The 25,796-nt window shown below is 44.7% G+C and carries 42 protein-coding genes; 40 read left to right on the top strand and 2 right to left on the bottom strand.

Features of this window, described 5'->3' with window-relative positions:
• Positions 1–34 precede the first annotated feature (34 nt).
• The 37 genes from rplC (at position 35) to J2Z28_RS28145 (ending at position 21,674) form a co-directional block, all read left to right on the top strand.
• Positions 35–658, top strand: coding sequence for a 50S ribosomal protein L3 (gene rplC, locus J2Z28_RS28325; RefSeq protein ID WP_017692075.1), 624 nt, complete (start codon positions 35–37; stop codon positions 656–658).
• Positions 659–683: 25 nt separating this feature from the next.
• On the top strand, positions 684–1,307 hold the full coding sequence (gene rplD, locus J2Z28_RS28320; RefSeq protein ID WP_017692076.1) for a 50S ribosomal protein L4: 624 nt from the start codon (positions 684–686) through the stop codon (positions 1,305–1,307).
• A complete protein-coding gene (rplW, locus tag J2Z28_RS28315) occupies positions 1,307–1,597 on the top strand; it encodes a 50S ribosomal protein L23 (RefSeq protein ID WP_017692077.1) in 291 nt (96 codons plus the stop codon). Before rplD ends, rplW begins: the two co-directional genes overlap by 1 nt.
• Before the next feature lie 30 nt (positions 1,598–1,627).
• On the top strand, positions 1,628–2,458 hold the full coding sequence (gene rplB / locus J2Z28_RS28310; RefSeq protein WP_017692078.1) for a 50S ribosomal protein L2: 831 nt from the start codon (positions 1,628–1,630) through the stop codon (positions 2,456–2,458).
• A 71-nt stretch (positions 2,459–2,529) separates the two neighbouring features.
• The gene (rpsS, locus tag J2Z28_RS28305; RefSeq protein WP_017692079.1) at positions 2,530–2,808 is read left to right on the top strand and encodes a 30S ribosomal protein S19; all 279 of its coding nucleotides are present in this window, start codon (positions 2,530–2,532) and stop codon (positions 2,806–2,808) included.
• Positions 2,809–2,843: 35 nt separating this feature from the next.
• Positions 2,844–3,176, top strand: a complete 333-nt coding sequence (gene rplV, locus J2Z28_RS28300; protein WP_017692080.1) for a 50S ribosomal protein L22 — start codon at positions 2,844–2,846, stop codon at positions 3,174–3,176.
• Between the two features lie 15 nt (positions 3,177–3,191).
• Positions 3,192–3,857 (top strand): 30S ribosomal protein S3, encoded by a 666-nt coding sequence (gene rpsC, locus J2Z28_RS28295; protein WP_017692081.1) that lies wholly within the window; start codon positions 3,192–3,194, stop codon positions 3,855–3,857.
• 2 nt (positions 3,858–3,859) lie between these two features.
• Positions 3,860–4,294: a 50S ribosomal protein L16 gene (gene rplP, locus J2Z28_RS28290; RefSeq protein WP_017692082.1), complete on the top strand. Its 435-nt coding sequence runs from the start codon at positions 3,860–3,862 to the stop codon at positions 4,292–4,294.
• Positions 4,284–4,481, top strand: a complete 198-nt coding sequence (rpmC, locus tag J2Z28_RS28285; protein ID WP_017692083.1) for a 50S ribosomal protein L29 — start codon at positions 4,284–4,286, stop codon at positions 4,479–4,481. Before rplP ends, rpmC begins: the two co-directional genes overlap by 11 nt.
• A 48-nt stretch (positions 4,482–4,529) precedes the next feature.
• Positions 4,530–4,796 (top strand): 30S ribosomal protein S17, encoded by a 267-nt coding sequence (gene rpsQ / locus J2Z28_RS28280; RefSeq protein ID WP_017692084.1) that lies wholly within the window; start codon positions 4,530–4,532, stop codon positions 4,794–4,796.
• A gap of 35 nt (positions 4,797–4,831) precedes the next feature.
• Positions 4,832–5,200, top strand: a complete 369-nt coding sequence (gene rplN, locus J2Z28_RS28275) for a 50S ribosomal protein L14 (protein WP_017692085.1) — start codon at positions 4,832–4,834, stop codon at positions 5,198–5,200.
• Between the two features lie 40 nt (positions 5,201–5,240).
• Positions 5,241–5,594: a 50S ribosomal protein L24 gene (gene rplX, locus J2Z28_RS28270; RefSeq protein ID WP_017692086.1), complete on the top strand. Its 354-nt coding sequence runs from the start codon at positions 5,241–5,243 to the stop codon at positions 5,592–5,594.
• A 32-nt stretch (positions 5,595–5,626) separates the two neighbouring features.
• Complete coding sequence (rplE, locus tag J2Z28_RS28265; protein WP_017692087.1) at positions 5,627–6,169, top strand: 50S ribosomal protein L5; 543 nt, start codon at positions 5,627–5,629, stop codon at positions 6,167–6,169.
• Positions 6,170–6,242: 73 nt separating this feature from the next.
• Positions 6,243–6,428 (top strand): type Z 30S ribosomal protein S14, encoded by a 186-nt coding sequence (locus J2Z28_RS28260; RefSeq protein ID WP_013312154.1) that lies wholly within the window; start codon positions 6,243–6,245, stop codon positions 6,426–6,428.
• 32 nt (positions 6,429–6,460) lie between these two features.
• Positions 6,461–6,859, top strand: coding sequence for a 30S ribosomal protein S8 (gene rpsH, locus J2Z28_RS28255; RefSeq protein WP_017692088.1), 399 nt, complete (start codon positions 6,461–6,463; stop codon positions 6,857–6,859).
• Between the two features lie 30 nt (positions 6,860–6,889).
• Entirely contained in the window at positions 6,890–7,432 is a 543-nt protein-coding gene (rplF, locus tag J2Z28_RS28250; RefSeq protein WP_017692089.1) for a 50S ribosomal protein L6, read from the top strand.
• A gap of 117 nt (positions 7,433–7,549) precedes the next feature.
• Positions 7,550–7,918, top strand: coding sequence for a 50S ribosomal protein L18 (gene rplR / locus J2Z28_RS28245; protein ID WP_017692090.1), 369 nt, complete (start codon positions 7,550–7,552; stop codon positions 7,916–7,918).
• Positions 7,919–7,945: 27 nt separating this feature from the next.
• Positions 7,946–8,443, top strand: a complete 498-nt coding sequence (gene rpsE, locus J2Z28_RS28240) for a 30S ribosomal protein S5 (RefSeq protein WP_017692091.1) — start codon at positions 7,946–7,948, stop codon at positions 8,441–8,443.
• A 13-nt stretch (positions 8,444–8,456) separates the two neighbouring features.
• Positions 8,457–8,642 (top strand): 50S ribosomal protein L30, encoded by a 186-nt coding sequence (gene rpmD / locus J2Z28_RS28235; protein ID WP_017692092.1) that lies wholly within the window; start codon positions 8,457–8,459, stop codon positions 8,640–8,642.
• A 43-nt stretch (positions 8,643–8,685) separates the two neighbouring features.
• On the top strand, positions 8,686–9,126 hold the full coding sequence (gene rplO, locus J2Z28_RS28230; protein ID WP_017692093.1) for a 50S ribosomal protein L15: 441 nt from the start codon (positions 8,686–8,688) through the stop codon (positions 9,124–9,126).
• Positions 9,126–10,424 carry a preprotein translocase subunit SecY gene (gene secY / locus J2Z28_RS28225; protein WP_211085393.1) on the top strand — a complete coding sequence of 433 codons (1,299 nt, stop codon included), beginning with the start codon at positions 9,126–9,128 and terminating at the stop codon, positions 10,422–10,424. Before rplO ends, secY begins: the two co-directional genes overlap by 1 nt.
• Positions 10,425–10,514: 90 nt before the next feature.
• Positions 10,515–11,159 carry an adenylate kinase gene (locus J2Z28_RS28220; RefSeq protein WP_211085392.1) on the top strand — a complete coding sequence of 215 codons (645 nt, stop codon included), beginning with the start codon at positions 10,515–10,517 and terminating at the stop codon, positions 11,157–11,159.
• Between the two features lie 3 nt (positions 11,160–11,162).
• Entirely contained in the window at positions 11,163–11,915 is a 753-nt protein-coding gene (gene map / locus J2Z28_RS28215) for a type I methionyl aminopeptidase (protein ID WP_036607191.1), read from the top strand.
• 10 nt (positions 11,916–11,925) lie between these two features.
• The gene (locus J2Z28_RS28210) at positions 11,926–12,234 is read left to right on the top strand and encodes a KOW domain-containing RNA-binding protein (protein ID WP_091039171.1); all 309 of its coding nucleotides are present in this window, start codon (positions 11,926–11,928) and stop codon (positions 12,232–12,234) included.
• Positions 12,235–12,237: 3 nt separating this feature from the next.
• Positions 12,238–12,453 carry a translation initiation factor IF-1 gene (gene infA, locus J2Z28_RS28205; RefSeq protein ID WP_017692098.1) on the top strand — a complete coding sequence of 72 codons (216 nt, stop codon included), beginning with the start codon at positions 12,238–12,240 and terminating at the stop codon, positions 12,451–12,453.
• Positions 12,454–12,605: 152 nt separating this feature from the next.
• A complete protein-coding gene (gene rpmJ / locus J2Z28_RS28200) occupies positions 12,606–12,719 on the top strand; it encodes a 50S ribosomal protein L36 (RefSeq protein WP_003333770.1) in 114 nt (37 codons plus the stop codon).
• Between the two features lie 20 nt (positions 12,720–12,739).
• Positions 12,740–13,108, top strand: a complete 369-nt coding sequence (rpsM, locus tag J2Z28_RS28195; RefSeq protein WP_017692099.1) for a 30S ribosomal protein S13 — start codon at positions 12,740–12,742, stop codon at positions 13,106–13,108.
• A gap of 19 nt (positions 13,109–13,127) precedes the next feature.
• Positions 13,128–13,523: a 30S ribosomal protein S11 gene (gene rpsK / locus J2Z28_RS28190; protein WP_017692100.1), complete on the top strand. Its 396-nt coding sequence runs from the start codon at positions 13,128–13,130 to the stop codon at positions 13,521–13,523.
• 136 nt (positions 13,524–13,659) lie between these two features.
• Positions 13,660–14,604, top strand: coding sequence for a DNA-directed RNA polymerase subunit alpha (locus J2Z28_RS28185; RefSeq protein ID WP_017692101.1), 945 nt, complete (start codon positions 13,660–13,662; stop codon positions 14,602–14,604).
• 34 nt (positions 14,605–14,638) lie between these two features.
• The gene (gene rplQ / locus J2Z28_RS28180; RefSeq protein WP_017692102.1) at positions 14,639–15,004 is read left to right on the top strand and encodes a 50S ribosomal protein L17; all 366 of its coding nucleotides are present in this window, start codon (positions 14,639–14,641) and stop codon (positions 15,002–15,004) included.
• A 159-nt stretch (positions 15,005–15,163) separates the two neighbouring features.
• Complete coding sequence (gene truA, locus J2Z28_RS28175) at positions 15,164–15,937, top strand: tRNA pseudouridine(38-40) synthase TruA (RefSeq protein WP_211085391.1); 774 nt, start codon at positions 15,164–15,166, stop codon at positions 15,935–15,937.
• A gap of 207 nt (positions 15,938–16,144) precedes the next feature.
• Positions 16,145–16,582, top strand: coding sequence for a 50S ribosomal protein L13 (gene rplM, locus J2Z28_RS28170; protein WP_017692104.1), 438 nt, complete (start codon positions 16,145–16,147; stop codon positions 16,580–16,582).
• A gap of 19 nt (positions 16,583–16,601) precedes the next feature.
• Positions 16,602–16,994 (top strand): 30S ribosomal protein S9, encoded by a 393-nt coding sequence (rpsI, locus tag J2Z28_RS28165; RefSeq protein WP_017692105.1) that lies wholly within the window; start codon positions 16,602–16,604, stop codon positions 16,992–16,994.
• Between the two features lie 791 nt (positions 16,995–17,785).
• Entirely contained in the window at positions 17,786–18,478 is a 693-nt protein-coding gene (locus J2Z28_RS28160) for a phosphoadenylyl-sulfate reductase (RefSeq protein WP_211085390.1), read from the top strand.
• Between the two features lie 23 nt (positions 18,479–18,501).
• Positions 18,502–19,671, top strand: coding sequence for a sulfate adenylyltransferase (gene sat, locus J2Z28_RS28155; RefSeq protein WP_211085389.1), 1,170 nt, complete (start codon positions 18,502–18,504; stop codon positions 19,669–19,671).
• A 67-nt stretch (positions 19,672–19,738) separates the two neighbouring features.
• A complete protein-coding gene (cwlD, locus tag J2Z28_RS28150; protein WP_211085388.1) occupies positions 19,739–20,494 on the top strand; it encodes an N-acetylmuramoyl-L-alanine amidase CwlD in 756 nt (251 codons plus the stop codon).
• 79 nt (positions 20,495–20,573) lie between these two features.
• Positions 20,574–21,674, top strand: a complete 1,101-nt coding sequence (locus J2Z28_RS28145) for an Mrp/NBP35 family ATP-binding protein (protein WP_211085387.1) — start codon at positions 20,574–20,576, stop codon at positions 21,672–21,674.
• Between the two features lie 88 nt (positions 21,675–21,762).
• Here J2Z28_RS28145 and gerD read toward each other — a convergent pair whose 3' ends face one another.
• Positions 21,763–22,515, bottom strand: coding sequence for a spore germination lipoprotein GerD (gerD, locus tag J2Z28_RS28140; protein ID WP_017692110.1), 753 nt, complete (start codon positions 22,513–22,515; stop codon positions 21,763–21,765).
• Between the two features lie 125 nt (positions 22,516–22,640).
• Between gerD and J2Z28_RS28135 the strand changes: the two genes are divergently transcribed.
• Positions 22,641–23,273: a KinB-signaling pathway activation protein gene (locus J2Z28_RS28135; protein ID WP_211085386.1), complete on the top strand. Its 633-nt coding sequence runs from the start codon at positions 22,641–22,643 to the stop codon at positions 23,271–23,273.
• A gap of 99 nt (positions 23,274–23,372) precedes the next feature.
• Here the strand turns inward: J2Z28_RS28135 and pdaB are convergent, their stop codons facing one another.
• Positions 23,373–24,149: a polysaccharide deacetylase family sporulation protein PdaB gene (pdaB, locus tag J2Z28_RS28130; RefSeq protein WP_017692112.1), complete on the bottom strand. Its 777-nt coding sequence runs from the start codon at positions 24,147–24,149 to the stop codon at positions 23,373–23,375.
• Between the two features lie 122 nt (positions 24,150–24,271).
• On the opposite strand from pdaB, the gene J2Z28_RS28125 reads away from it, so the two are divergent.
• Positions 24,272–24,889, top strand: coding sequence for a stage II sporulation protein M (locus J2Z28_RS28125; RefSeq protein ID WP_036607221.1), 618 nt, complete (start codon positions 24,272–24,274; stop codon positions 24,887–24,889).
• 155 nt (positions 24,890–25,044) lie between these two features.
• On the top strand, positions 25,045–25,275 hold the full coding sequence (locus J2Z28_RS28120; protein ID WP_017692114.1) for a hypothetical protein: 231 nt from the start codon (positions 25,045–25,047) through the stop codon (positions 25,273–25,275).
• The last annotated feature ends 521 nt before the right edge of the window (positions 25,276–25,796 follow it).

The following is a 25,796-nucleotide window of genomic DNA, read 5'->3' as shown; positions in this document are numbered from 1 at the left end:
CAAAGACCATGTATAAAGGAAAAGAGGTGTCAACATGAAAGCAATCTTAGGAAAAAAACTCGGAATGACTCAAGTATTTACTCCTGAAGGTAACGTCGTTCCAGTAACGGTTATCGAAGCAGGCCCTTGTGTTGTTTTGCAAAAGAAAGACATTGAGAACGATGGCTACGAAGCAATTCAAATCGGTTACTCCGATAAGAAAGAGAAAAATGCTAACAAGCCAGAAGCAGGTCACGCTAAAAAAGCGAACACTGCCCCTAAGCGCTACGTTCGTGAAGTTCGCGGTATCAACATCGCAGAATATGAAGTTGGCCAAGAACTGAAAGCTGACATTTTCGCTGAAGGCGAATTCGTTGACGTAACGGGTATTTCTAAAGGTAAAGGTTTTGCCGGCGTTATCAAACGTTGGGGACAAAGCACTGGACCTATGTCACACGGTTCGCGTTACCACCGTGGCCCTGGTTCAATGGGTTCGATCCAAGCTAACCGCGTTCCTAAAGGCAAACGCCTGCCAGGACACATGGGACATGATACTATTACAATCCAACGTCTTGAAGTAGTTAAAGTAGACGCTGAGCGTAATGTGTTGCTCGTGAAAGGTTCCATTCCTGGACCGAAAAACAGTCTCATTAGAGTTAAAGAAACGGTGAAAAAATAACCACTGAAGAAAGGAGGAACACAAAATGCCAAAAGTATCAGTTTACAATGTAGATGGTAGCCAAGTAGGCGAAGTTGAATTGAACGATGCGGTTTTCGGAATTGAGCCGAACCAACACGTTCTGTACGATGCAGTTCTTATGCAACGCGCTTCCCTTCGTCAAGGTACCCACAAAGTAAAAGGACGTTCTGAAGTTCGTGGCGGTGGACGTAAGCCTTGGAAACAAAAAGGTACAGGTCGCGCTCGTCAAGGTTCAATTCGTTCACCACAATGGAAAGGCGGCGGTATCGTATTTGGTCCAACACCACGGAGCTATGCGTATAAACTGCCTAAGAAAGTTCGCCGCTTGGCGATCAAATCAGCCCTTTCATCCAAAGTGCTTGACAATGACATTATCGTTTTGGACGCTCTCACGTTGAGTACGCCTAAAACTAAAGAATTCGCAGCCATCTTGAGTAACCTCAAAGTGGGGCGTAAAGCTTTGATCGTAGCTCCTAGCTATGATGATAATGTAGCTCTTTCCGCACGGAATATTCCAGGCGTGAAATTCGTAGCTGCTGACGGTATTAATGTTCTTGACGTGCTCTCGCACGACAAATTGATCATTACGAAAGAAGCAGTTCAGAAGGTAGAGGAGGTGCTCGCGTAATGAAGGATCCTCGTGATATTGTAAAACGTCCGATTATTACGGAACGTACTGCTGACATGATGAACGACTTGAAATATGTATTTGAAGTCGATATCCGTGCAAACAAAACCGAGATCAAAAAGGCAGTAGAAGCTATTTTCAATGTAAAAGTGAAAAACGTGAACACGCTTCGTGTTCCAGCTAAGCCGAAACGGTACGGACGTTATTCCGGATATACTAGCGAATGGAAAAAAGCGTTTGTAACGTTGACAAAAGACAGCAAAACGCTTGAGTTCTTTGAAACTGTATAATTGAATTTTTGAAGTAAGGAGGGAAACCCAGTGCCAATCAAAAAGTATAAACCAACATCCCCGGCAAGACGGAACATGTCCGTTTCTACATTTGAGGAAATCACCACAAATCAGCCGGAGAAATCGTTGTTGGCCCCGTTGAGCAAACAAGCAGGCCGCAACAACCAAGGTAAAATTACAGTTCGTCACCATGGTGGTGGACACAAACGTAAATACCGTATCATTGACTTCAAACGTACTAAAGATGGAATACCGGGCCGCGTTGCTACGATTGAGTATGACCCGAACCGTACATCCAACATCGCTCTGATTCACTATGCTGATGGTGAAAAACGTTATATCATCGCTCCTAAAGGTTTGAAAGTTGGAGATCAAGTATTCTCCGGACCTGAATCAGACATCAAAATCGGTAACGCACTGCCACTCGAAAACATTCCAGTAGGTACCGTTATCCACAACATCGAGTTGAAACCAGGTAAAGGCGGACAATTGGTTCGTGCTGCTGGTACAGAAGCTCAATTGCTTGGTAAAGAAGAAAAATACGTTTCCGTTCGTCTCTCTTCCGGAGAAGTTCGTCGTATTTTGAAAGTTTGCCGCGCGACAATCGGATCTGTAGGTAACCAAGACCACGAGCTCATCAAAATCGGTAAAGCCGGTCGTAGCCGTTGGTTGGGTAAACGTCCTGAGGTTCGTGGTGTAGTAATGAACCCTAACGATCACCCACACGGTGGTGGTGAAGGTCGTGCTCCAATCGGACGTAAATCGCCAATGTCACCATGGGGTAAACCTACACTTGGTTACAAAACGCGTAAGAAAAATAAAGCTTCTGATAAATACATCATTCGCCGCCGCACGAAGTAATACACACTGTGCATAACTTCGTGAGGCATCTGCGGATGCACAATAGCTATGTTTGAAGGGAGGATCTCCACATGGGTCGCAGTTTGAAAAAAGGGCCATTCATTGATGGCTACATGCTTAAAAAGGTAGAAGAGATGGAAGCTTCAGGTAAGAAGAATGTGATCAAAACCTGGTCCCGTCGTTCTACAATTTTCCCGCAATTCATCGGACACACATTTGGCGTTTACGATGGTCGTAAACACGTGCCAGTGTATGTAACTGAGGACATGGTCGGACACAAACTGGGTGAGTTCGCTCCAACCCGTACGTACAAAGGCCATACTGCTGATGATAAGAAAACAAGAAGATAAATGAATATCTTTAATGTTTGAAAGGAGGTTACACAATGGAAGCAAAAGCACATGCTAAGTTTATCCGGATTGCTCCTCGTAAAGCTCAACTCGTTGTTGACTTGATTCGTGGCAAGCAAGTAGGTGAGGCGGTTGCCATTCTCCGTCACACTCCGAAATCTGCTTCTCCAATCGTTGAGAAGTTGCTTAACTCCGCTATTGCGAATGCGGAACATAACTATTCTTTGGATGTTAACAACTTGGTTATCTCGCAAGCTTACGTGAACCAAGGACCGACAATGAAACGTTTCCGCCCTCGTGCAATGGGACGTGCAAGTCGTATTAACAAACGTACTAGCCACATTACTTTGGTGGTATCTGAGAAGTAGAAGGAGGGGAAATGTGTGGGCCAAAAGGTAAATCCAGTCGGACTCCGTGTCGGAATTATCCGTGACTGGGAATCTAAGTGGTATGCAGGCAAAGACTTCGGTGATCTTTTGATGGAAGACGTGAGAATTCGTGAATTCCTGAAAAATAAATTGAAAGACTCCGCTTTATCTCGTGTAGAAATTGAGAGAGCGGCTAACCGCGTAAACGTAACGATTCACACTGCTAAACCAGGTATGGTTATTGGTAAGGGTGGTTCGGAAGTTGAAAATCTTCGTAACCAAATTACGAAAATTGCTGGCGGTAAAAAAGTACACATCAACATTTCTGAAATTAAGAACCAAGACTTGGACGCTATTCTTGTAGCTGAAAGCATTGCACAACAATTGGAACGTCGTGTTTCTTTCCGTCGTGCTCTGAAACAAGCAATTCAAAGAACTATGCGCTCTGGTGCTAAAGGTATCAAAACTCAAGTAGGCGGACGTCTTGGCGGTGCTGAGATCGCACGTTCTGAAGGCTACAGCGAAGGAACTGTTCCACTGCACACACTGCGTGCTGACATTGACTATGGTACAGCAGAGGCTCATACTACTTACGGACTTATCGGCGTAAAAGTATGGATCTATCGTGGAGAGGTTCTTCCTACGGCTAAGAAACAAGCTGCTAAGGAAGGAGGCAACTAATCATGTTGGTACCAAAACGCGTAAAACACCGTAAGCAACAACGTGGGCATATGAAAGGCCAAGCTAAAGGCGGAACGACTCTGAACTTTGGCGAATACGGTCTGCAAGCTACGGAACCGGCTTGGATTACGAACCGTCAGATCGAAGCGGCTCGTATTGCGATGACTCGTTACATCAAACGTGGTGGTAAAGTTTGGATCAAAATTTTCCCAGACAAACCAATCACTCAAAAGCCTCTCGAGGTTCGGATGGGTAGCGGTAAAGGTAACGTAGAAAAATGGGTTGCAGTAGTGAAACCAGGTAAGATCATGTTTGAACTTGCTGGTGTACCGGAGGAAATTGCACGCGAAGCAATGCGTCTTGCCGCTCACAAACTGCCAATCAAAACGAAGTTCGTGAAACGTGAAGAATTGGGTGGTGAAGCAAATGAAAGCTAGTGAATTTCGCAACCTAACCTCTGCTGAAATCGAGCAAAAGATTGCCGGATTTAAAGAAGAACTCTTTAACCTCCGCTTTCAATTAGCTACCGGTCAGCTGGATAACCCGACTCGCATCCGTGATGTGCGGAAAGAAATAGCTCGTGCTAAAACCATTATCCGTGAGAGAGAATTGGGAATCGGTTAATTAGGGATAGGATGGACAATCCGTCCGTAATCAGGAAGGAGGCCAACAATGAGCGAAGAACGTAACGCACGTAAAGTGCAAACTGGTAAAGTGGTCAGCGATAAAATGGACAAAACGATTGTTGTTGCTGTAGAAACTTACAAAAAACACAACTTGTACCATAAACGCATTAAGGTTACTAAAAAATTCAAAGCGCATGACGAAGAAAACACTGCGAAAATCGGTGACACGGTGAAAATCATGGAGACTCGTCCGCTTTCGAAAGATAAACGCTGGAGACTTACTGAAATCGTAGAAAAAGCGGTTATCATCTAATGCATCAGCAGCATTGCTGAAAGGAGGAATACTAAATGATTCAACCATTTACACGTTTGACTGTGGCCGACAACTCCGGTGCGAAGGAACTGATGTGTATCCGCGTACTCGGCGGTACGGGACGTCGTACAGCTCAAATCGGTGATCTGATCGTTTGTTCTGTTAAACAAGCAACACCAGGCGGCGTTGTCAAAAAAGGTGATGTAGTTAGAGCGGTTGTCGTTCGTACGAAACGTTCTGTACGTCGTAAAGACGGTTCCTACATCGGTTTTGATGAAAATGCAGCGGTTGTTGTAAAAGACGACAGAAGCCCACGTGGAACACGTATTTTCGGACCAGTTGCTCGCGAACTTCGCGATAAAGACTTCATGAAAATCGTTTCCTTGGCTCCAGAAGTTATCTAAAGCTTAAATCTCGTGATGTTAGAAACAGGAGGTGTACGAAATGCCAAGAGTGAAAAAAGTTCTGGAATCCCATAACAACAAACTTCACGTTAAAAAGGAAGATACGGTTATGGTGATCAGCGGTAAAGACAAAGGTAAAAAAGGCCGTGTCATCGCTGCTTATCCTCGTGAGAACCGCGTCCTTGTGGAAGGTGTTAACATGGTGAAAAAACACCAGAAGCCTAACCAGCAAAATCCGCAAGGCGGCATTATCGAGAAGGAAGCTCCGATTCACGTTTCCAACGTAATGCACATCGATCCGAAGAGCGGAAAAGTAACCCGTGTAGGTTACAAAGTTTTGGATAACGGTAAGAAAGTGCGCGTTGCTAAACGTTCCGGAGAAATTATCGACTAATTGAACCGAATGAGAAAGGAGGGCTATGATTCATGGCATCAAGAATGAAAGAACGTTACCTGCAAGAAATCGCTCCTGCTTTGATGCAGAAGTTTAACTATACAACGGTAATGCAAGTGCCGAAAATCGAGAAAATCGTTATCAACATGGGTGTGGGCGACGCTGTCCAAAACTCTAAAGTGTTGGATTCTGCTGTAAACGATTTGCAACTGATCGCGGGTCAAAAACCTGTAATCACTCGTGCTAAAAAATCTATCGCAGGTTTCAAACTGCGTGAGAATATGCCTATCGGTGCGAAAGTTACATTACGCGGTGAGCGTATGTACTTCTTCCTAGATAAGCTGCTCAACGTAACGCTTCCTCGTGTCCGCGACTTCCGCGGTGTATCGAGTAATGCTTTTGATGGACGTGGTAACTATACACTGGGTCTGAAAGAGCAATTGATCTTCCCGGAGATCGAATACGATAAAGTTGATAAAGTCCGCGGTATGGATATTGTCATTGTAACAACGGCGAAAACAGACGAAGAGTCCCGTGAATTGCTTACGCAAATGGGAATGCCTTTCGTTAAGTAATGTTGGCATAACGTTTCCGGGTGTCTGGAAAGACTCCCTTTTCTCCGAAATTATTTAGGAGGTGTCAGGCTAAGTGGCAAAAACTTCGATGAAAGTTAAACAACAACGTACACCTAAGTTTAAAGTACGTGCATATACACGCTGTGAGCGTTGCGGACGTCCACATTCGGTCCTGCAAAAGTTCAAAATTTGCAGAATTTGTTTCCGTGAATTAGCTTATAAAGGCCAGATCCCTGGCGTGAAAAAAGCAAGCTGGTAAAAAGTCCTGAACGGGAAGGAGGTTAACTCACAATGACTATGTCTGATCCAATTGCAGATATGCTTACTCGTATTCGTAACGCGAACACTGTTCGTCACGAAACGGTAGAAATGCCTGCTTCGACAATGAAAAAACAAATCGCCGATATCCTGAAGCGTGAAGGTTTCATCCGTGACGCTGAAGTTATCGATGATAACAAACAAGGGATTATCCGTGTTTTCCTGAAATACGGTCAAAATAACGAGCGCGTTATCACTGGTCTGAAAAGAATCAGTAAACCTGGTCTTCGTGTTTACACGAAAAGCAACGAAGTACCTCGTGTACTTGGTGGCCTGGGAATCGCGATCATCTCGACATCTAAAGGTATTATGACGGACAAAGAAGCTCGTCAATCGAAATCCGGCGGAGAAGTCGTTTGCTACGTTTGGTAATATAACGTCACAAGATAGGAGGTGCAACATATGTCTCGTATTGGTCGCAAACCAATCACAGTACCAAGTGGTGTAGACATCACCCTGGACAACACCGTTATTACGGTAAAAGGACCTAAAGGAACTTTGACTCGTGAGCTTCATAAAGACATGAAGGTTACAGTTGAAAATAACGAAATCACAGTTGTGCGTCCTTCCGATAACAAAACTCACCGTTCTTTGCATGGCACAACGCGTAGCGTTGTAAACAATATGGTGAGCGGGGTTACTGAAGGATTCGCGAAATCTCTGGAATTGGTTGGGGTCGGATATCGTGCAAGCAAATCCGGAGATAAAATCGTTCTGAACGTTGGTTACTCTCACCCGGTTGAAATTACACCGGAAGCGGGAATCGAATTCGAAGTACCTTCGAATACAAAAATCATCGTTCGCGGAATTGACAAAGAGCGTGTAGGTGCTTACGCTGCTAAAATCCGTTCCGTACGTGAACCTGAGCCGTACAAAGGTAAAGGTATTAAATATGAAGGCGAGCGTATCATCCGTAAGGAAGGTAAAGCCGGTAAGAAGAAATAAGATTTCTCTTACCGCCTTTGCGCGGCTTTCGGCTTGCTTGCTTCGTGTGTTTCTAATATACCCCGTGGCTTCTGCTTTGAAGCCAGCGAGGTAACCTGAAAGGAGTGAATCTTTGAGATGATTACGAAACCAGATAAAAATAAGGCTCGTCTGAAAAGACACCTTCGTGTTCGTAAGAAAATCCAAGGAACGGCAGCACGTCCTCGTTTGAACGTATTCCGTTCTGGTAAACATATGTATGCTCAAATCATCGATGATGTTGCTGGTGTAACAATCGCTTCCGCGTCTACCGTAGACAAAGAATTGAGCACTGACATCAAAAATGGTGCATCTGTTGAATCAGCTCGTAAAGTTGGCGAACTCGTTGCTAAACGTGCGAAAGACAAAGGTGTTTCCAACATCGTATTTGACCGTAGCGGTTATCTGTACCATGGTCGTATCGCAGCATTGGCTGAAGCGGCTCGTGAAGCAGGACTTGAGTTTTAAGATATTTTTCAAAAGGAGGTTAACGACTTGCGTGTAGATCCGAATACTTTGGAACTGACTGAAAGAGTTGTAAATATTAATCGCGTAGCTAAAGTAGTAAAAGGCGGACGCCGTTTCAGCTTTAGCGCACTGGTTGTAGTCGGCGACGGCAACGGCTGGGTTGGAGCTGGTATCGGTAAAGCGGGCGAAGTACCTGATGCAATTCGCAAAGGTATTGAAGACGCTAAGAAAAACCTTGTACACGTTCCACTCGTAGGAACATCGATTCCTCACTTGGTAACAGGTAAGTTCGGCGCAGGACGCGTGCTGTTAAAACCAGCATCTGAAGGTACTGGTGTTATCGCTGGTGGTCCTGTACGTGCTGTTCTCGAACTTGCTGGTGTAGGTGACATTTTGACAAAATCTCTGGGTTCTTCGAATTCCATGAACATGGTCAATGCGACTTTGGAAGGTTTGTCCCGTTTGAAGCGTGCTGAAGACGTGGCTAAACTGCGCGGAAAATCCGTCGAAGAGCTTCTGGGTTAAGGAGGGAATTCTCATGGCTAAATTAGAAATTACCCTCGTCCGCAGCTTGATCGGACGTCCGGAGACGCAAAGAACAACTGTGAAAACATTGGGTTTGCGCAAAATCAATAGCAAAGTGGTTCAAAACGATAATCCTGCCATCCGTGGTATGATTAACAAAGTAAGCCACTTGGTTGCTGTTAAAGAAGTAGAAGCTTAATATCGGGTTAATCCCACAAATCTTTAAGGAGGTGCAACGAACGATGAAGTTACATGAGCTTTCACCATCTCCTGGATCCCGCAAAGAACGTAAACGTCTTGGTCGCGGTCCAAGTAGTGGTACAGGTAAAACATCAGGTCGCGGTCACAAAGGACAAAATTCTCGTTCTGGCGGTGGAGTACGTCCAGGCTTCGAAGGTGGACAAAATCCATTGTATCGTCGCTTGCCAAAACGTGGTTTTGTAAACCCAACTCGCAAAGAATATGCAGTTGTGAATACTGAAGACCTGAACAGTTTTGCTGCGGGTACTGAAGTAACTCCAGAATTCTTGATGACGAACGGCGTAGTTAAAAACGCTAAATCCGGAATCAAAATCCTGGGTAACGGTGATGTCACTGTGAAGCTGACTGTTAAAGCTAACAAGTTTTCTCAATCTGCTATTGAGAAAATTGAAGCTGCCGGCGGTACAACCGAGGTGATTTAATGTTCAAGACCCTAAAGAATATCTGGCGGGTTGAAGATCTGCGCAAAAGGGTATTATTTACCCTTTTTGTACTGATCATTTACCGCATCGGCTCCTTTGTTCCCGTACCGGGAGTTAACAAAGACGTGTTCGAAGCGACAAATTCTGCGGGTAAAGAAGTTTTTGGACTTCTCAATACGTTCTCGGGTGGAGCGCTCTTCCAGTTCTCGATATTTGCGCTCGGGATCGTGCCTTACATCACTGCGTCTATCATAGTACAGTTGCTTTCCATGGACGTTATTCCTAAATTAGCGGAGTGGGCAAAGCAAGGTGAACAAGGTAAGAAGAAATCTGCACAATTGACCCGTTATTTAACGATTGGCCTGGCATTGATTCAAGCGTTTGGTACGTCGATCGGATTCAACCGCTTGTACAATACAGACATGATTCCTAACGCTACATTTGCAGATTATATCTTGATCGCGATTGTACTTACGGCCGGTACTTCATTCCTGATGTGGCTTGGTGAGCAGATCACCGAGAAGGGCATAGGAAACGGGATTTCGATCTTGATCTTTGCGGGTATCCTGTCTACGGTGCCTAACATTATCAAACAAACGGTCGAATCCGACTTCATTCAACCTGACCAACTGTTTATGAATATTCTTAAAGGTGTTATCATCGCAATTGTTATTGTGTTGATCATCATAGGGGTCATTTACATTCAGCAGGCGATTCGGAAAATTCCGGTACAGTACGCTAAACGTGTCGTAGGTAACAAAATGTACGGTGGACAGAATACACATATCCCGCTGAAAATTAATGCAGCAGGTGTTATCCCTGTCATCTTCGCATCATCGCTGTTGATGTTCCCGACGATTATCGCCAACTTCTGGGCAGATCGCCTTTGGGCACAGTGGATCGGACAGAACCTGACTACACACAAACCTCTGGGTATGTTGTTGTATGTCGTGATGATCTTCGGTTTCACATTCTTCTATACTTTCGTACAGATGAATCCACAGCAGATGGCTGATAATATGAAAAAGAACGGCGGTTACATCCCAGGCATTCGCCCGGGTAAAGCAACCGAGAAATATCTGACCCGTGTCATGACTCGTTTGACGATGGCCGGTGCCATGTTCTTGGCAGTCATTTCCGTTCTGCCTGTAATCTTGGGGGCACTGTCTGGTTTGCCTCAATCTGCGCAAATTGGAGGAACATCCCTCCTGATCGTTATCGGTGTTGCGCTGGATACGATGAAGCAAATCGAAAGCCAATTGATCAAACGCCACTACAAAGGTTTTATCAATAAATAGGCAATAGGTACCGGTGGAGTGAAGATTTACTTGCCGGCACCTATTGTGCTGTTTGTTGATGTAGGGTAGTCTTGGAGGGAGTGACATAACGTGAACATCCTATTCATGGGCCCTCCGGGGGCAGGAAAAGGAACGCAAGCAGACGTCATCGTGAAAGAGTTCGGTATTCCCCATATTTCAACAGGCGATGCATTTCGTCTCGCGATCAAACAGGGAACTCCCATTGGCATTAAAGCCAAGGAATATATGGATCAAGGATTGCTTGTACCAGATGATGTAACCATTGGCATCGTTGAAGAACGTTTGCAGCAGCCTGATTGCAGAGAAGGTTTCCTCTTGGACGGATTTCCAAGAACCCTTTCCCAAGCAGAAGCGCTCGATGGCATTCTGGATCGATTGAACTCAGGTCTCGATCATGTAATCAACCTGAAAGTGGATCGCAACAAATTACTCGCTCGTTTGACGGGTCGTCGAATTTGTAAAAACTGTGGTTCCACTTATCATGTGGTATTCAATCCGCCTAAGCAGGAAGGTATTTGTGATAAATGTGCTGGTGAGTTGTATCAACGCTCTGATGATAATGAAGAGAGTGTAGGTACACGACTGGACGAGTATATCAACAAAACAGCACCACTCCTCACGTTCTATGAGACTAAAGGTCTTCTTCGACAAATGAACGGAGAACAGGATATCGATCAAGTTTCTCAAGAAATCGTGTCCTTACTGAGAGGTTAATTGATGATCATTGGTAAGTCCGAAACGGAACTGGGCTTGATGAGGGAAGCAGGGAGAATTGTTGCGGAAACGCATCGTCTCTTGGCAGAGCATATCGCTCCCGGTATTACGACTGGAGAACTTGACCATATGGCCGATCAATATATCCGCAGTCAAGGAGCTGTGCCGTCTTTCAAAGGTTATAACGGTTTCCCTGCCAGTGTGTGCGCTTCAGTCAATGAAGAGTTGGTACATGGATTTCCCGGCAAACGCAAGTTGAACGAGGGCGATATCGTTACGTTTGACATTGGCGCGCAGTACCAGGGGTATCATGGAGATTCCGCCTGGACTTATCCGGTCGGCCGTATTTCCGAAGAAGCCCGTCGTCTTCTGGACGTTACCGAGGCTTCGTTATACGCAGGTCTGGCGCTGGTAAAACCGGACGTTCGCTTGTTTACAATATCTCATGCGATTCAGAAATATATTGAAGATGAAGGGTTCTCCGTAGTTCGTGAATATGTCGGTCACGGCATAGGCGCAGATCTGCACGAAGAACCACAGATTCCGAACTATGGTCTTCCTGATCGGGGACCACGGCTTAAAGCGGGCATGGTGCTGGCCATAGAGCCGATGGTTAACGTAGGTAGACGGTATGTGAAAACGTTGGAAGATAACTGGACTGTCGTCACGGTTGATGGTAAGTTATGTGCCCACTTTGAACACACCGTAGCAGTTACACCAGATGGTATGGAAATTTTCACAAAACTGAATGCGTAGGTGATGAGGCATGAACAGTCAGTCTAATCCGCAGCTCGGTCAACTTGTGAAGATCCGTAAAGGCCGCAATGCGGACCAAGCCGCAGTAATTGTTGCTATAGCGGACAGTAAGTTCGTATATATTGCGGATGGAGACAAACGTAAGTTTGATCAACCAAAGAAGAAGAATCTTCTTCATCTTGAACTCCAGCCCATGATTAGTAGCGAGGTTGTGAACAGTTTAAACGAGAGTGGTCGGGTGACAAATGGAAAGCTCCGTTACGCGGTTCATTCATTTCTGGAATCCACCAACATTCAAGCTGAAGAGAAAGGAGACTGACTAATGGCTAAGGAAGATGTCATTGAAGTGGAAGGTACGGTTCTCGAACCGCTACCGAATGCAACATTCAAGGTTGAGCTTGAGAACGGTCATCAAATTCTCGCTCACGTTTCCGGAAAACTGCGGATGCACTTTATCCGTATCCTGACTGGAGACAAAGTAGTTGTTCAGTTGTCGCCTTATGATTTAACAAAAGGTCGCATAACTTACCGTAAATAGTAGTAGACAGTTGCAATGAACTGTGAAGCTTATGTAGCGGGTTTTGCCCGGCAAAACTTGCGAAAGCTTCGAAGCCGGTTTTACAATAGTAGAACAAGGTCAATGCTTACGAAGAGGGTTTTGCTTAGCAAAACTTTGAGGAGGTAATTCACATGAAGGTAAGACCTTCGGTCAAGCCGATTTGCGAAAAGTGCAAAGTCATTCGCCGCAAAGGGAATGTTATGGTTATCTGTGAAAATCCGAAACACAAACAAAAACAAGGTTAAAGAAGGGGGTGTAGCGTAAAATGGCACGTATATCTGGTGTGGATTTGCCACGTGATAAGCGCGTTGAGATCGCCTTGACTTATATTTTCGGAATCGGTAAAACGACTTCCCAGAAAATTCTGAGCACAACAGGCATCAATCCGGACACTCGTGTTCGTGATTTGACGGAAGATGAAGTCGGCAAATTGCGTGAAAGTATCGATAAAGAGGTCAAAGTAGAAGGTGACCTGCGTCGAGAAATCTCTTTGAATATTAAACGTTTGACGGAGATCGGTTGTTACCGTGGAGTTCGTCATCGTCGTGGTCTGCCTGTTCGTGGACAACGTACGAAAACGAATGCTCGTACTCGTAAAGGTCCTCGTCGTACAGTAGCGAACAAGAAGAAATAATAAGGGGGGATAAGAGAAAATGGCTAAACCGAAAAAAGTCGTACGTACTAAACGTCGTGACCGTAAGAATATTGAATCTGGCGTGGCGCATATCCGTTCCACTTTCAATAACACTATCGTTACTATTACGGATCCTCACGGAAATGCAATTTCGTGGGCAAGCTCCGGCGGCCTCGGATTCAGAGGTTCCCGTAAATCGACTCCGTTTGCTGCACAAATGGCTGCTGAGACTGCTGCCAAAGCTGCAATGGAACATGGGATGAAAGCCGTTGAGGTTATGGTTAAAGGACCAGGCGCAGGCCGTGAAGCAGCGATCCGCTCTTTGCAAGCTGCTGGTCTTGAAGTTAACCTGATCAAAGACGTAACTCCAGTCCCGCATAACGGATGCCGTCCTCCAAAACGTCGTCGTGTCTAATGAGATTTGCCCCTGCGTGTGGTATATTTCCGGCACAATCTGCTAATAATGGTTGTTTAGGCATACTACTACATGTTTTCGCAAGAGAAGGTAAATGTTTCATAGAGGACCGACGTTTTGAAGGAGGGGTATTGCAGTGATTGAAATCGAAAAGCCGAAAATTGAGACGGTAGACGTCAACGATGATGGCACCTATGGGAAATTCGTAGTAGAACCGCTTGAGCGCGGATACGGTACGACGCTTGGAAACTCGCTTCGCCGAATCTTGCTCTCGTCACTGCCGGGTGCGGCAGTGTCTTCGGTTCAAATCGATGGCGTTCTGCATGAATTTGCTACAGTTCCTGGCGTAATGGAAGATGTTACGGAGGTTATTCTTAACCTGAAAGCTTTGTCGCTTAAGATTCATTCGGACGAGGAGAAAGTGCTCGAGATTGATGCTGAAGGCGAAGGAGCAATTACGGCTGGAGATATCCGTGCTGACTCCGATGTGGAGATCCTTAACCCGGATTTGCACATTGCTACGCTCGGACCAGGTTCGAGACTTCACATGCGTATTTTTGCCAATCGCGGTCGCGGCTACGTCCAGGCAGATCGGAATAAACGCGATGACCAGCCGATCGGCGTCATCCCAGTCGATTCCATCTTCACCCCGATCAGTCGCGTTAACTACGCTGTGGAAAATACGCGTGTCGGTCAAGTGACCAACTATGACAAGCTCACGTTGGAAGTTTGGACTGATGGAAGTATTCGTCCTGAAGAGGCTGTAAGCCTTGGCGCTAAAATTTTGACTGAGCATTTGATGCTCTTCGTGGGTCTTACAGACGAAGCGAAAGATGCAGAGATCATGGTCGAAAAAGAAGAAGACAAAAAAGAAAAAGTACTCGAAATGACGATCGAAGAGCTGGATCTCTCTGTTCGTTCCTACAACTGCCTCAAACGTGCCGGTATTAATACCGTGCAAGAGCTGACTACGAAAACGGAAGAAGACATGATGAAAGTCCGTAACCTCGGACGCAAGTCTTTGGAAGAAGTTCAAGAGAAGCTTGAGGAACTTGGTTTGGGACTACGTACAGAAGAATAGACAGCCGAGTGCTTGAAGTGAAGGAGGGAAAATAATGGCATACCAAAAGTTGGGCCGTAATTCCAGCGCACGTAAAGCTTTGTTCCGTGACCTGGTAACCGACCTGTTCTTATACGAACGCATTCAGACAACTGAAGCGAAAGCAAAAGAGGTTCGCTCTATTGCTGAAAAACTGATCACTAAAGCGAAAAAGGGAGATCTTCATGCCCGTCGCCAAGTGGCAGCTTATGTTCGTCGCGAAACTATCGATGGTGAGCAAGATGCAATCCAAAAACTGTTTAGCGAATTGTCCGGTCGTTACGCTGAGCGTCCAGGTGGATACACTCGTATCTTGAAACTTGGACCTCGTCGTGGTGACGCAGCGCCAATGGTTTACTTGGAACTGGTAGACCGCGCGTAAAACAGATGAGATGAGGAAAGGGGACAGAATCAACGATTCTGGATTAACCCTTTTTTTCTCTTCATTTCGGAATTCGTGCTGTAATAGAAGCTCCGTAAGGGGCTTCTTTTGCTGTTCGGGATAGGGATATGTATAGTATGGAACAAAGGTGTGGTAATAATGCGGAACTTATGTATGACGTTAACTTATGATGGCACTGCCTATTTCGGCTTCCAAGTACAGCCGGGTGGGAATACCATTCAGGATCATCTTGAAGATGCGATTCGTGCTTTAACCGGTGAGAAGGTTAAAATTACAGGTTCAGGCCGAACAGATGCAGGTGTTCACGCCCGCAGACAAATCTTCAATTTTCCTACGGAGTCCCAGATCCCGATTGAACGTTGGTGTATTGCACTCAACTCCAGATTACCCTCCGATATTGTCGTTATTGATGCGATTGAAGTTTCGGCTGATTTTCATTCTCGCTATGCAGCGAAAAAGAAAACGTATCGTTATACAATCAATGCGAATCAATTTCCGGATGTATTTAACAGAAGACTGCAATATCATCATCATGCGAAGCTGGACATTATGGCAATGCAGGAGGGCTTACGTCACTTCATAGGCACGTATGATTTCACCTCCTTTGCTTCACGCAAGTCTCAGAAAGAGAATCATGTGCGTTCGGTATACGAAGCATGGATGGAAGTGGACCGATCAATGTGCAGAGACCATCCGCGCGATCAGGGTGTCATTCACATCTATGTGAGTGGTAACGGCTTTTTGCAGCATATGGTTCGTATCATTGTAGGGACACTGCTGGTGATCGGAGAGGGCAAACGGAAAGCCTCTGATGTACCGAATATGATTGCTGCATGTAATCGATCTGCTGCAGGACCTACTGCAGTTAGCTGTGGTTTAATGCTCTGGGATCTTGAATACAAAAAAGATTAAATTTCGTGAGTGAAAAGTTTAATTAACACTTGCGATTTAATCGATTATCCTGTAATATAAAAGTTGTGTTTTCTTAATGGCTTTCCCACAGCCCCAATTAAGATGTTCACATCGAAATACAATAATCCATCAACACCTAAAGTTATAACCTAACGAACGAAGATAAATGAAAATAATGATTTTGAACATTTTAAGGAGGAACTTTTCATGCGTACTACGTACATGGCGAAGCCTAACGAAGTTGAGCGCCAATGGCACATCATTGATGCTGAAGGCAAAACCCTCGGACGTTTGGCGAGCGAAGCAGCTGCTTTGATTCGCGGCAAACATAAGCCACAATTCACTACACACGTGGACACTGGCGATTTCGTTGTTATCATCAATGCTGAGAAAATCGTATTGACTGGTAAGAAAATGCAAGGTAAAAAATACTACCGTCACTCGATGCATCCAGGTGGTTTGAAAGTAACTACAGCTGAAGAAATGATCAAGAACAAACCTGAGCGTGTGTTGGAATTGGCTGTTCGCGGTATGCTTCCTAAAACTCGCATGGGCGAGAAAATGAAGCTGAGACTTAAAGCGTACAAAGGCACTGAGCATCCACATGCAGCACAAAAACCAGAAGTTTACGAACTTCGCGGTTAATTAAAAGGAGGACAGTTTCATGGCACAAGTACAATACTATGGGACAGGTCGTCGTAAACATTCGGTAGCACGTGTTCGCCTTGTACCGGGTGAAGGACGCATTGTCATCAATAAACGTGATATTAATGAATACTTCGGTTTGGAAACACTCAAACTGATCGTAAAACAACCACTGAACTTGACAGAAACGCTCAATAACTATGACGTTCTTGTTATTGCTCATGGTGGCGGAATCTCCGGTCAAGCCGGCGCAATCCGTCATGGTATCTCCCGCGCTCTGCTCAAAGCAGATCCGGAATACCGCGCATCCCTGAAAAAAGCAGGATTCCTGACTCGTGACCCACGTATGAAAGAGCGTAAAAAATACGGTCTTAAAGCGGCTCGTCGCGCACCTCAGTTCTCCAAACGTTAATATTAAAAGCCTTTGGCCTCGGTCAAAGGCTTTTTTATATATTCATGACTATTACGCCATATATTATATTAGTTTGTGCGATAGCTCTGATGTCTCTCCCCATGCTTGTGGATATTTCCTTCATTGCCTTTTCAATGTTCTCTTAATGTCCCTCAATACAGTCCTATAATATCTACGTTAATACATCTACATTTTACTGAACCTCTCTAATCGTTTAGATCATTGAATATGCTCATACCCATTACTCACCACTCACCACACATTTTATAACAGCTCCTATAAAATCATCGATTAGAACTCACGCGTGATTTCTTGAATGCACTCAGCTTACTGTTTTAGCACTTAATCCTTTATTGCAAACCTTATCAGTATTTCTTATGGAAATGATAAAAGTCCCTTACATATCCACAGCTAAAATTCGCAACGCTGCTCCCCTTAAAACTTTTGCTTTTCTTCCTTCATTTTCAATCGCCCAGTGATTTTTTGATGTTGTTCTTGGCAACAAGAACTGTCCAAACCCAGCAGCAGCAAAGGTTTTCTAGGCTAAGAGATGTATTTTTACCTGCCTAATGACCTGGGACAACATCATTGTTTTTATCTCTTTAACAGAGAAATGAATAAATTGAACCAAAATATTGTGTGAGAGCAACAATCAAGAATGGGCAAAAACTGATTTATTTTACCATATGGCAGGCATTGACATCCCCAATGAAAGATTTATACTAAACATAATTCATATTAGATTAGTCGGCTTTAGATGTATTGAAATGCAGAATGGGGGAAATTCACAGATGAACTTGTTGGAGAAAGAAGAATTGGCACGGACGAAGGCAGAGGAACTGGAACATGCTAGTCCGGAGGATATTATTCGGTATGCTATTGAAACATTCCCAAATATCACTTTTGCATGTAGCTTTGGTGCAGAAGATGTTGTACTTGTAGATATGTTGCAGAAGATTAGCCCATCCACAGATATTTTTTATCTGGATACAGATTTTCACTTTAAAGAAACATACGAAACACGTGATAAGATGCAGGAGAATTACAACCTTGAATTTGTACGCGTGTCACCTAAGATTACTCCGGAAGAGCAGGCAGCTCAACACGGCGAAGAGATGTGGAAGTCTGACCCCAACGGATGTTGCAATATCCGCAAAGTCGAACCGCTGACACGGATTCTTTCACAGTACGATGCATGGATTACAGGTATCCGTAGAGATCAAGCACCAACTCGTGTAAACTCAAAGAAGGTTGAATATGATTCCAAATTTGGCCTGATGAAGTTTAATCCGATTGCGCACTGGACGACTGAGGACGTATGGCAATATATTCGTGACAATGACGTTGTATATAACCCTCTTCATGATCAGAACTACCCAAGTATTGGTTGTGAGCATTGTACACGTCAGGTTATGCCTGGCGAGGACCCACGTGCCGGACGCTGGTCTGGTAATGATAAAACGGAATGTGGCCTTCATAAATAATAGATATACAAGGAGCTGACAAGATGACATCGATTCTGCCTCATGGAGGTACGCTGGTTCAGCGTATCGTACAAGGAGAAGAACGGGAGCAATTGTTGCAAGACAGTAAAAACTTATCCTCATTGCTTATTAATACCTGGACGATATCAGATTTGGATTTGATTGGTGTGGGTGCGTTCTCACCACTTCAAGGTTTCTTGAATGAGGAAGATTACCTTTCGGTGGTCTCTCGCATGCGTCTTGCCGATGGAACAGTCTGGAGTATACCGATTACACTTGCTGTTCACGATAAACAAGCCGCATCCCTCCAGATTGGTGAACGTGTGAAACTTGTTGGTGATCAAGATGGAGTCACTTATGGATTGCTCGAAGTCCAAAGTATATACCAGGTGGATCAGGGTGAAGAAGCCCGGCGTGTATTCAAAACAGATGATCCCGAGCACCCGGGTGTTAAAAAACTGTTAGAGCGTCCTGCAACATACGTAGGAGGTCCAATCCAAGTGTTGAACCGTCCAAAACCTTCGAAATTCGAAGAATTCTATTATGATCCTGCAGATACCCGGAAAATTTTTCAGGAGAAGGGTTGGAAGACCGTAGTTGGTTTTCAGACACGTAATCCGGTCCATCGGGCTCATGAATACATTCAGAAGAGCGCTATGGAGATTGTAGATGCACTCTTCCTGAATCCGCTTGTTGGAGAGACGAAGTCGGACGATGTTCCCGCAGATGTTCGGATGAAGAGTTATCTGGTATTACTGGAGAACTATTACCCGGCTGATCGTGCGTTCCTTGGTGTGTTCCCCGCAGCCATGCGGTATGCCGGTCCACGTGAAGCTATTTTCCATGCGATGGTTCGCAAAAATTACGGGTGTACCCACTTTATTGTTGGTCGTGACCATGCGGGTGTTGGTGATTATTATGGAACATATGAAGCACAGGAGATCTTTACTAACTTTACAGCAGAGGAACTGGGGATCACTCCGTTGTTCTTCGAACATAGTTTCTTCTGTACCAAATGTGGAAACATGGCATCCAGCAAAACTTGTCCACATGATAAAGAACATCATATGGCGCTTTCCGGCACCAAAGTACGCGGGTTACTCCGTGACGGCCAGTGCCCTCCTCCTGAATTTACACGTCCTGAGGTAGCTGAGGTGCTGATTGAAGGAATGGCGGAGCAAGTCCGGTCTTAGCGGAATATTTGTCCATCTTGTCCCATATAGATGATTAGAGTCATTTATAGGGACGAGGTGGTTTTTTATGCGTAAAAATATGGGGAAACACTTTGTAGTCTGGATTAGGTTAAAAACAATCAAAAGGGTCATGCTGAGTCTCTGTCTACTGGCCATGTTAGTGGCGGTAATGTCCTATGAGCTGCCTTCCGCTAAGACGTCAGGTTATTGGAGTTTACCGATGGCAGGTAAAGTCATTGCCATTGATGCAGGACACGGAGGTCCAGATGGAGGAGCGGTAAGTAAACAGGGGGTTATTGAAAAAGATATCAATCTGTCTATCGCCCTGTATGTGAGAGATTATTTGCAACAGGCAGGGGCCTTAGTGGTTATGACACGAGAAATAGACACTGATTTGGCGGAATCGGATACCAAGGGGTACTCCAAACGCAAGACGGAAGATCTGAAACAAAGAGTAAGGCGTATAGAGGATAAGCAAGCAGATCTCTTTATTAGCATTCACATGAACAGTGTCCCATCCAACCGATGGAGTGGAGCGCAGGTTTTCTATACAACTAACCATCCGGATAACGAAGGTTTGGCTAATCTGCTTCAACAAGAGATGGTTCGTAATCTGGAGAATACAGATCGAATCGCCAAAACGGTGAATACGGTTTATCTGTTACAGGCTCTGAAGATCCCTTCAGCGCTGGTAGAAGTGGGTTTCCTTTCTCATCCGGAAGAGGCACGTATGCTTGCCGACGAAGCTTATCAACACAAGGTAGCTGCATCGATCTATAATGGAATTCTCAGATATTCCTCAGGAGAACGGCCTAAAAGTTAGTCAGAATAAGAAAAGTAATGATATAATTGGATCAGCATACCTAATTACATGCCAATAGATAAAGCTGAGGTGCTGTCTGATGTTATCAAAAGAACAGATACTTGAACTATTACAGCCATTACAAGAACCACAATTGGGAGTAAGTCTGACCGAACTGGAATGGTTTCGAGATATTATGGTGAAAGAAAATCATGTGGCTCTGACTATAGTGACACTGGAAAATCGACCTGAGGATACAACAGCTTTGAGTGATGCAGCGCGTAATCTGTTGTCCCAGCACGGACTGAAGGATATACATATTCGTGTGCGTGCAGCTTCTGAGCATGATCGTGAGAGCCTGAATATGGGACAACCCGATGATGAGCCAGATCTGGACGAAGTGCTCGTAAAAGGTCACGCAGCGGGTCTGGATGGACATGAGTTGTTAAGTCCTGAATCAGGTGTTCGTTTTATTGCTGTGGCCAGTGGTAAAGGTGGCGTTGGTAAATCAACGGTAACCGTAAATCTCGCTGTAGCCTTGGCACGTCAAGGCAAGAAAGTGGGCTTAATTGATGCGGATATCTATGGCTTCAGTGTACCCGACATGATGGGGATTGAAGAATATCCGGTCGTTGAAGATGGTGTTATTCAACCAGTTGAACGTTTTGGCGTCAAAATCATGTCGATGGGCTTCTTTATTCGGGAGAACAACCCGGTCATCTGGCGTGGACCTATGCTAGGTCGGATGCTGCGTCAATTCTTTACGGATGTCCAGTGGGGCGAATTGGATTATATATTACTGGATTTGCCACCAGGTACGGGAGATGTTGCTTTGGATGTGCATCAGATGTTGCCACAGAGCAAGGAAATCATCGTTACCACACCGCATGCAACAGCAGCTTTTGTCGCAGCACGTGCGGGTGCGATGGCCATACAGACCGACCATGAGTTACTTGGTGTGGTTGAGAATATGGCTTATTATGAGTGTGGCAGTTGCGGAGAGAAGGATTATGTCTTTGGTCGTGGAGGCGGGGGAAGACTTGCGGAAAGTCTGCATACAAGCTTGCTTGCCCAGATTCCATTAGGCACGCCGGATAATCATCCTTCCGAGCCTGATTTCTCACCTTCGGTATACAAAGCAGATTCCCGTATAGGGGCTATCTATGACGAAGTTGCCCGGTCCATTGAATCCAAATTCTAATGGTATGAGTGTTATAAATACAAATAAAGCCTGCGTCCACTTGGATGCAGGCTTTTCAGTATCTGTGGTGTGTATTAACACCTGCTGTTTATGATCCTCCGCCGCCCGAATCTCCACCGCTTCCACCATCTCCGCCATCACTGCCACCTTGACCCTGACCGTCTTGCTGTCCACCTTGCTCTTGCCCTTTTTGTCCGCCACTTTCTACTTTGGGTTGCAATTCGTCCTGCACTACCTTCTTGAGCAAAGTGAGTACTTCCATGCGGAACAACGGATTTTGCATCACTTCCTGCATGACAGTCATCGTCTGTTTACGATAATCCGGAGTCTTCGTCAAATCCATGAACATCTTGGATACCTCAGGTGACTTCATGATGTCTTCAACAGACTTTTGATATGTGGGATCTTTAATCAATTGCATATGAAGTTGTTTACTTTGTGCGTTGATCGCTTTGGCAAATTCACCCGCAAACTGCGGATCGGTCATGATCTTTTCGAATTCCTTCTTATATTCGGGAGCTGTGATGGTATCTTTTACTGCAATACGTATTTGTTCCGAAGATTGCACAGGCATTAACATTTTCATACCAATGGATCCCGAAGCACCACCCGAACCGCCGCCTTCTTCAGAACCGCTGCTTCCGCTGGATGAGCTTTGACCTGTAAGAGCTTCCTCCACCGCTTTCTTGCCTTCGTCACTTTTTAAAATATCTACAACCATTGTTTTCATCTCTTTATAACTGCCCTGAGGAGGCGAAGAACTCTGATCTGAACCGCAGCCGGCAAGCATGACGGATAGCCCCAGTACGACACAGCATAGCTGCCACAAAGGCCGTTTCATGTGTACAATCCCTCCTTGATTAGATACTGGATGTAGTATGTGATGGGAAAGGGGGAAATATGTTGAGCAATGATGGTTTTTTGCTGAGAAGGTTGGTAAAATAAACACTCGGGGGTGGAAAACATTTGAATTTACGTAGATGGTTTTTCCTGTTTTGGACAGCCTTGCTTATTGGGGCCGCGGGAGCATTAGGTACAGGATTGATTATGATGCTGGTAAACGGGGAGAAAACAAATGGATTGAATGATTTTCTTCTGTATCTTTTGATCCTATTTGGATCAGGGGTTATGATCAGCGTGTATTCACAAATGGGTTTCTTTGCATATCTGATATTGAATTATATGGGTAAAGGTGTATTTCCAAAGCGCGGTTGGCAGATCGTGCAGATTGTACTAACGGTGTTAGCCTTGCTTGATGTGATGTTTTTACGCCTGTTTGTTGGGGGAGACCGGGAGCGCATATCGGATATTGTGTTAGGTATCATGATTTTGGCAGCTGCAATTGTTACCGCTTACGTTAAAGTAAAGCTGACTCATATCTCCGCGCTTGTACCTACACTCTTTTTCATGATTGCCGTCACCATAGTGGAGACGATCGGCGTATTACGTATTGATGTGAATGCTGCAACCATATTTATTGTGGTTCCCTTGCTCCTATGTAATGCATACCAAATGCTGATATTGCACAGGCTGGTGGATGTATCTACGAACCAGAGTGTAAGTGGAAAGGCAGAACAGTTGAAAGAAAGCCGTGCATAGAATTCGTTTTGTATAAAAACATACCAAAAAGAGCTAACCTGGTTAGCTCTTTTCAACTTTTACACTTGTATTCGAGCTGTAGCTCAAGCAATCTACCAATTATTGACCGCTGGCTTGATCACGAACTTCCTTACCTTCCACACTGGAATGGTTAAGCAACTCAGACACGGTTACGAATTCATAGCCCTGATTTTTTAATTTGTCGATAATGACAGGGAGTGCTTCATGCGTTTGTTTAGAAGAATCGCTTGCATGCAGCAGTACGATGTCCCCTGGATGTGCCTTGCTTACTACGCGATCAACAATGGTCTGTACACCTGGGTTTTTCCAATCCAAGGAGTCGGTATCCCACTGCACAACCTGATAATTCAGACTATTGGCTACCTGAAGCACTCGTTTGTCAAAGTCCCCGTTGGGCAGACGTAGTAATTTCGGTTCTTTTCCCGTTAAATCGGTTAAAATGCTATGAGCTGTCGAAATTTCTTTGCGTATTTCTTCTTCGGTCAGGCTGCTGTAGTTCTCATGTTTGTGACCATGGCTGCCAATTTCATATCCTGCCTCTTTGATGGCAGTAACAATTTCGGGATGTGTCTTGCTCCAGGGGGAGGAAAGGAAAAAGGTTGCCTTCTGCACTTTATTTTCCTGAAGAACTTTCAGAATCGGCTCTGTCCGTTTATCCCCCCAGCTAATGTCAAAGGTAAGTGCGATTACCTTCTTCTCGGTTGGAACGCTGTAGACGGCTGATGGTGCTTCCTCCGAGAATACGGAGACATTGCCTCTCTCCAGATAAATAATACCGATCGCAAAGATGGCAGCAACGAGGACAATCAGGTACCGTTTAATCTTTTTGCCGCTAAATACATAGAACGAGTTCATTTCAATAAGCGCCCCTCTCCCATAAGAAATGCTTGTTTACTCTCCAATGTATGCTCGTACTCCCCAGTTATTCGTAACGGAACCTTGTTTGTCCATCATTTTAGATTCTACAGGAGGTTATTATGTTAAAATTCAGTACATTTCTTAAAGATCTTGGTTCCATCCGCAGTGCATTAATCTGGTCCGTAGTTTTGTTTGCTGTTGGTATAGGGGCAGGGTGGGTGAGTACAGGGCCACTGGAAGAACTGTTGTTGAACCAAATCGGAGGATTACGTGAAGTCAGTGAACGGCTGGAGCAGGGGGGCAATGTGCAATGGAACTTCTTCCTGTTCATCTTTTTCAATAATGCCATCAAAAGTGTACTTGTTATCTATGCCGGTATATTCTTCGGAATTCTGCCTGTCATCTTCCTGCTGATCAATGGGATGGTCCTTGGATTTGTGGTGCACACCACGATGAATTATGGAGCAAGCTTCTATGACATTGTGGTTAAAGGTTTACTTCCGCATGGCATTATTGAGATTCCGGTCATTATCATTGCTTGCGCCTTCGGACTGAAGTTTGGTGGTCTGGTTATCAAAAGCCTTGCACAACTTGGAAGTGACAAGCGAAATACGATGGGTACCCGGTGGAGAGCATTCATGAATAGGACGTTAACGGCATCCTTTTGGGTTGTCATCTTGCTTCTTGTTGCCGCAATCATCGAAAGCACACTTACGTATACTCTGGTGAGAGGATAAAATTTTGTGATGGTTGGCATTCATAAATTTTCAGAAAGTTGACCATAACAATAAAACGGGTTTCAGCAGCACCCACAAAAGCGAGAATGCACGGGGTGTTGCATGAAACTTGTGTAAGTGTGATAAAGAGGCTATGCACAAAAAGGAGAACTCTAATGCTGGGTATGTTGTTTAACGAGAAGGAATGCAAGGAACTGGACTATGTGCTGCGTAAAGAATTAGATGAGATGCTTTTCGATCTAAGTGATAATCGTCTTGACCAAGAGATCAAATATGCTATCGCGAGCCGATATAAGACTGTGTTCCGCATGTATGCACGCTTTGCCCCGCCAAAAGAGTTGTCCAAGTATGCAAGAGGTGGGAAGTTGAAAAAGTCGAAGCCATAATGCTGAAGCTGGTCATATATTCGTTGTATAGTAGTGGAAGTGAGGTGCGGCTCTTCATAGCGGGTGCTGTACCTCTGAACCATGAGAATGTGAAATTGTTAAGAGGTTCATACTTTTTGTCGAAAAAAGGTTGACCTTTCTAATTTCATATGGTAAATTAATTTTCGTTCCTTTTTTAGGAGCGGTTCACCGAAACAAGCATGAAAATAAAGCGATTGAAAATAATCGAAAAAATAATGCTTGCAAAGAGAACTTCAACATGATATATTATAAAAGTCGCCGCTGAAACGACGACAACATGAAAAACAGCACTAAATTAAATGTTTGATCTTTGAAAACTGAACAACGAGTGAGTTACGATCTTGCTTGCAAGATCGACGCTGAGAAATTGGTACATGTCTTCGGACTGTATGATTTCGAAGCAAAACAAATGAGATTTTTAATCTCGTCAGATTCAAAATGAGCATATCGCTCTTTTCAATACTTTATTGGAGAGTTTGATCCTGGCTCAGGACGAACGC

Origin of the sequence: Paenibacillus xylanexedens (genome assembly GCF_017874615.1) — a bacterium.
Classification (GTDB): Bacteria; Bacillota; Bacilli; order Paenibacillales; family Paenibacillaceae; genus Paenibacillus; species Paenibacillus xylanexedens.
The sequence above is the reverse complement of the archived record's forward strand: the minus strand, read 5'-3'. Positions and strand labels throughout refer to the sequence as shown.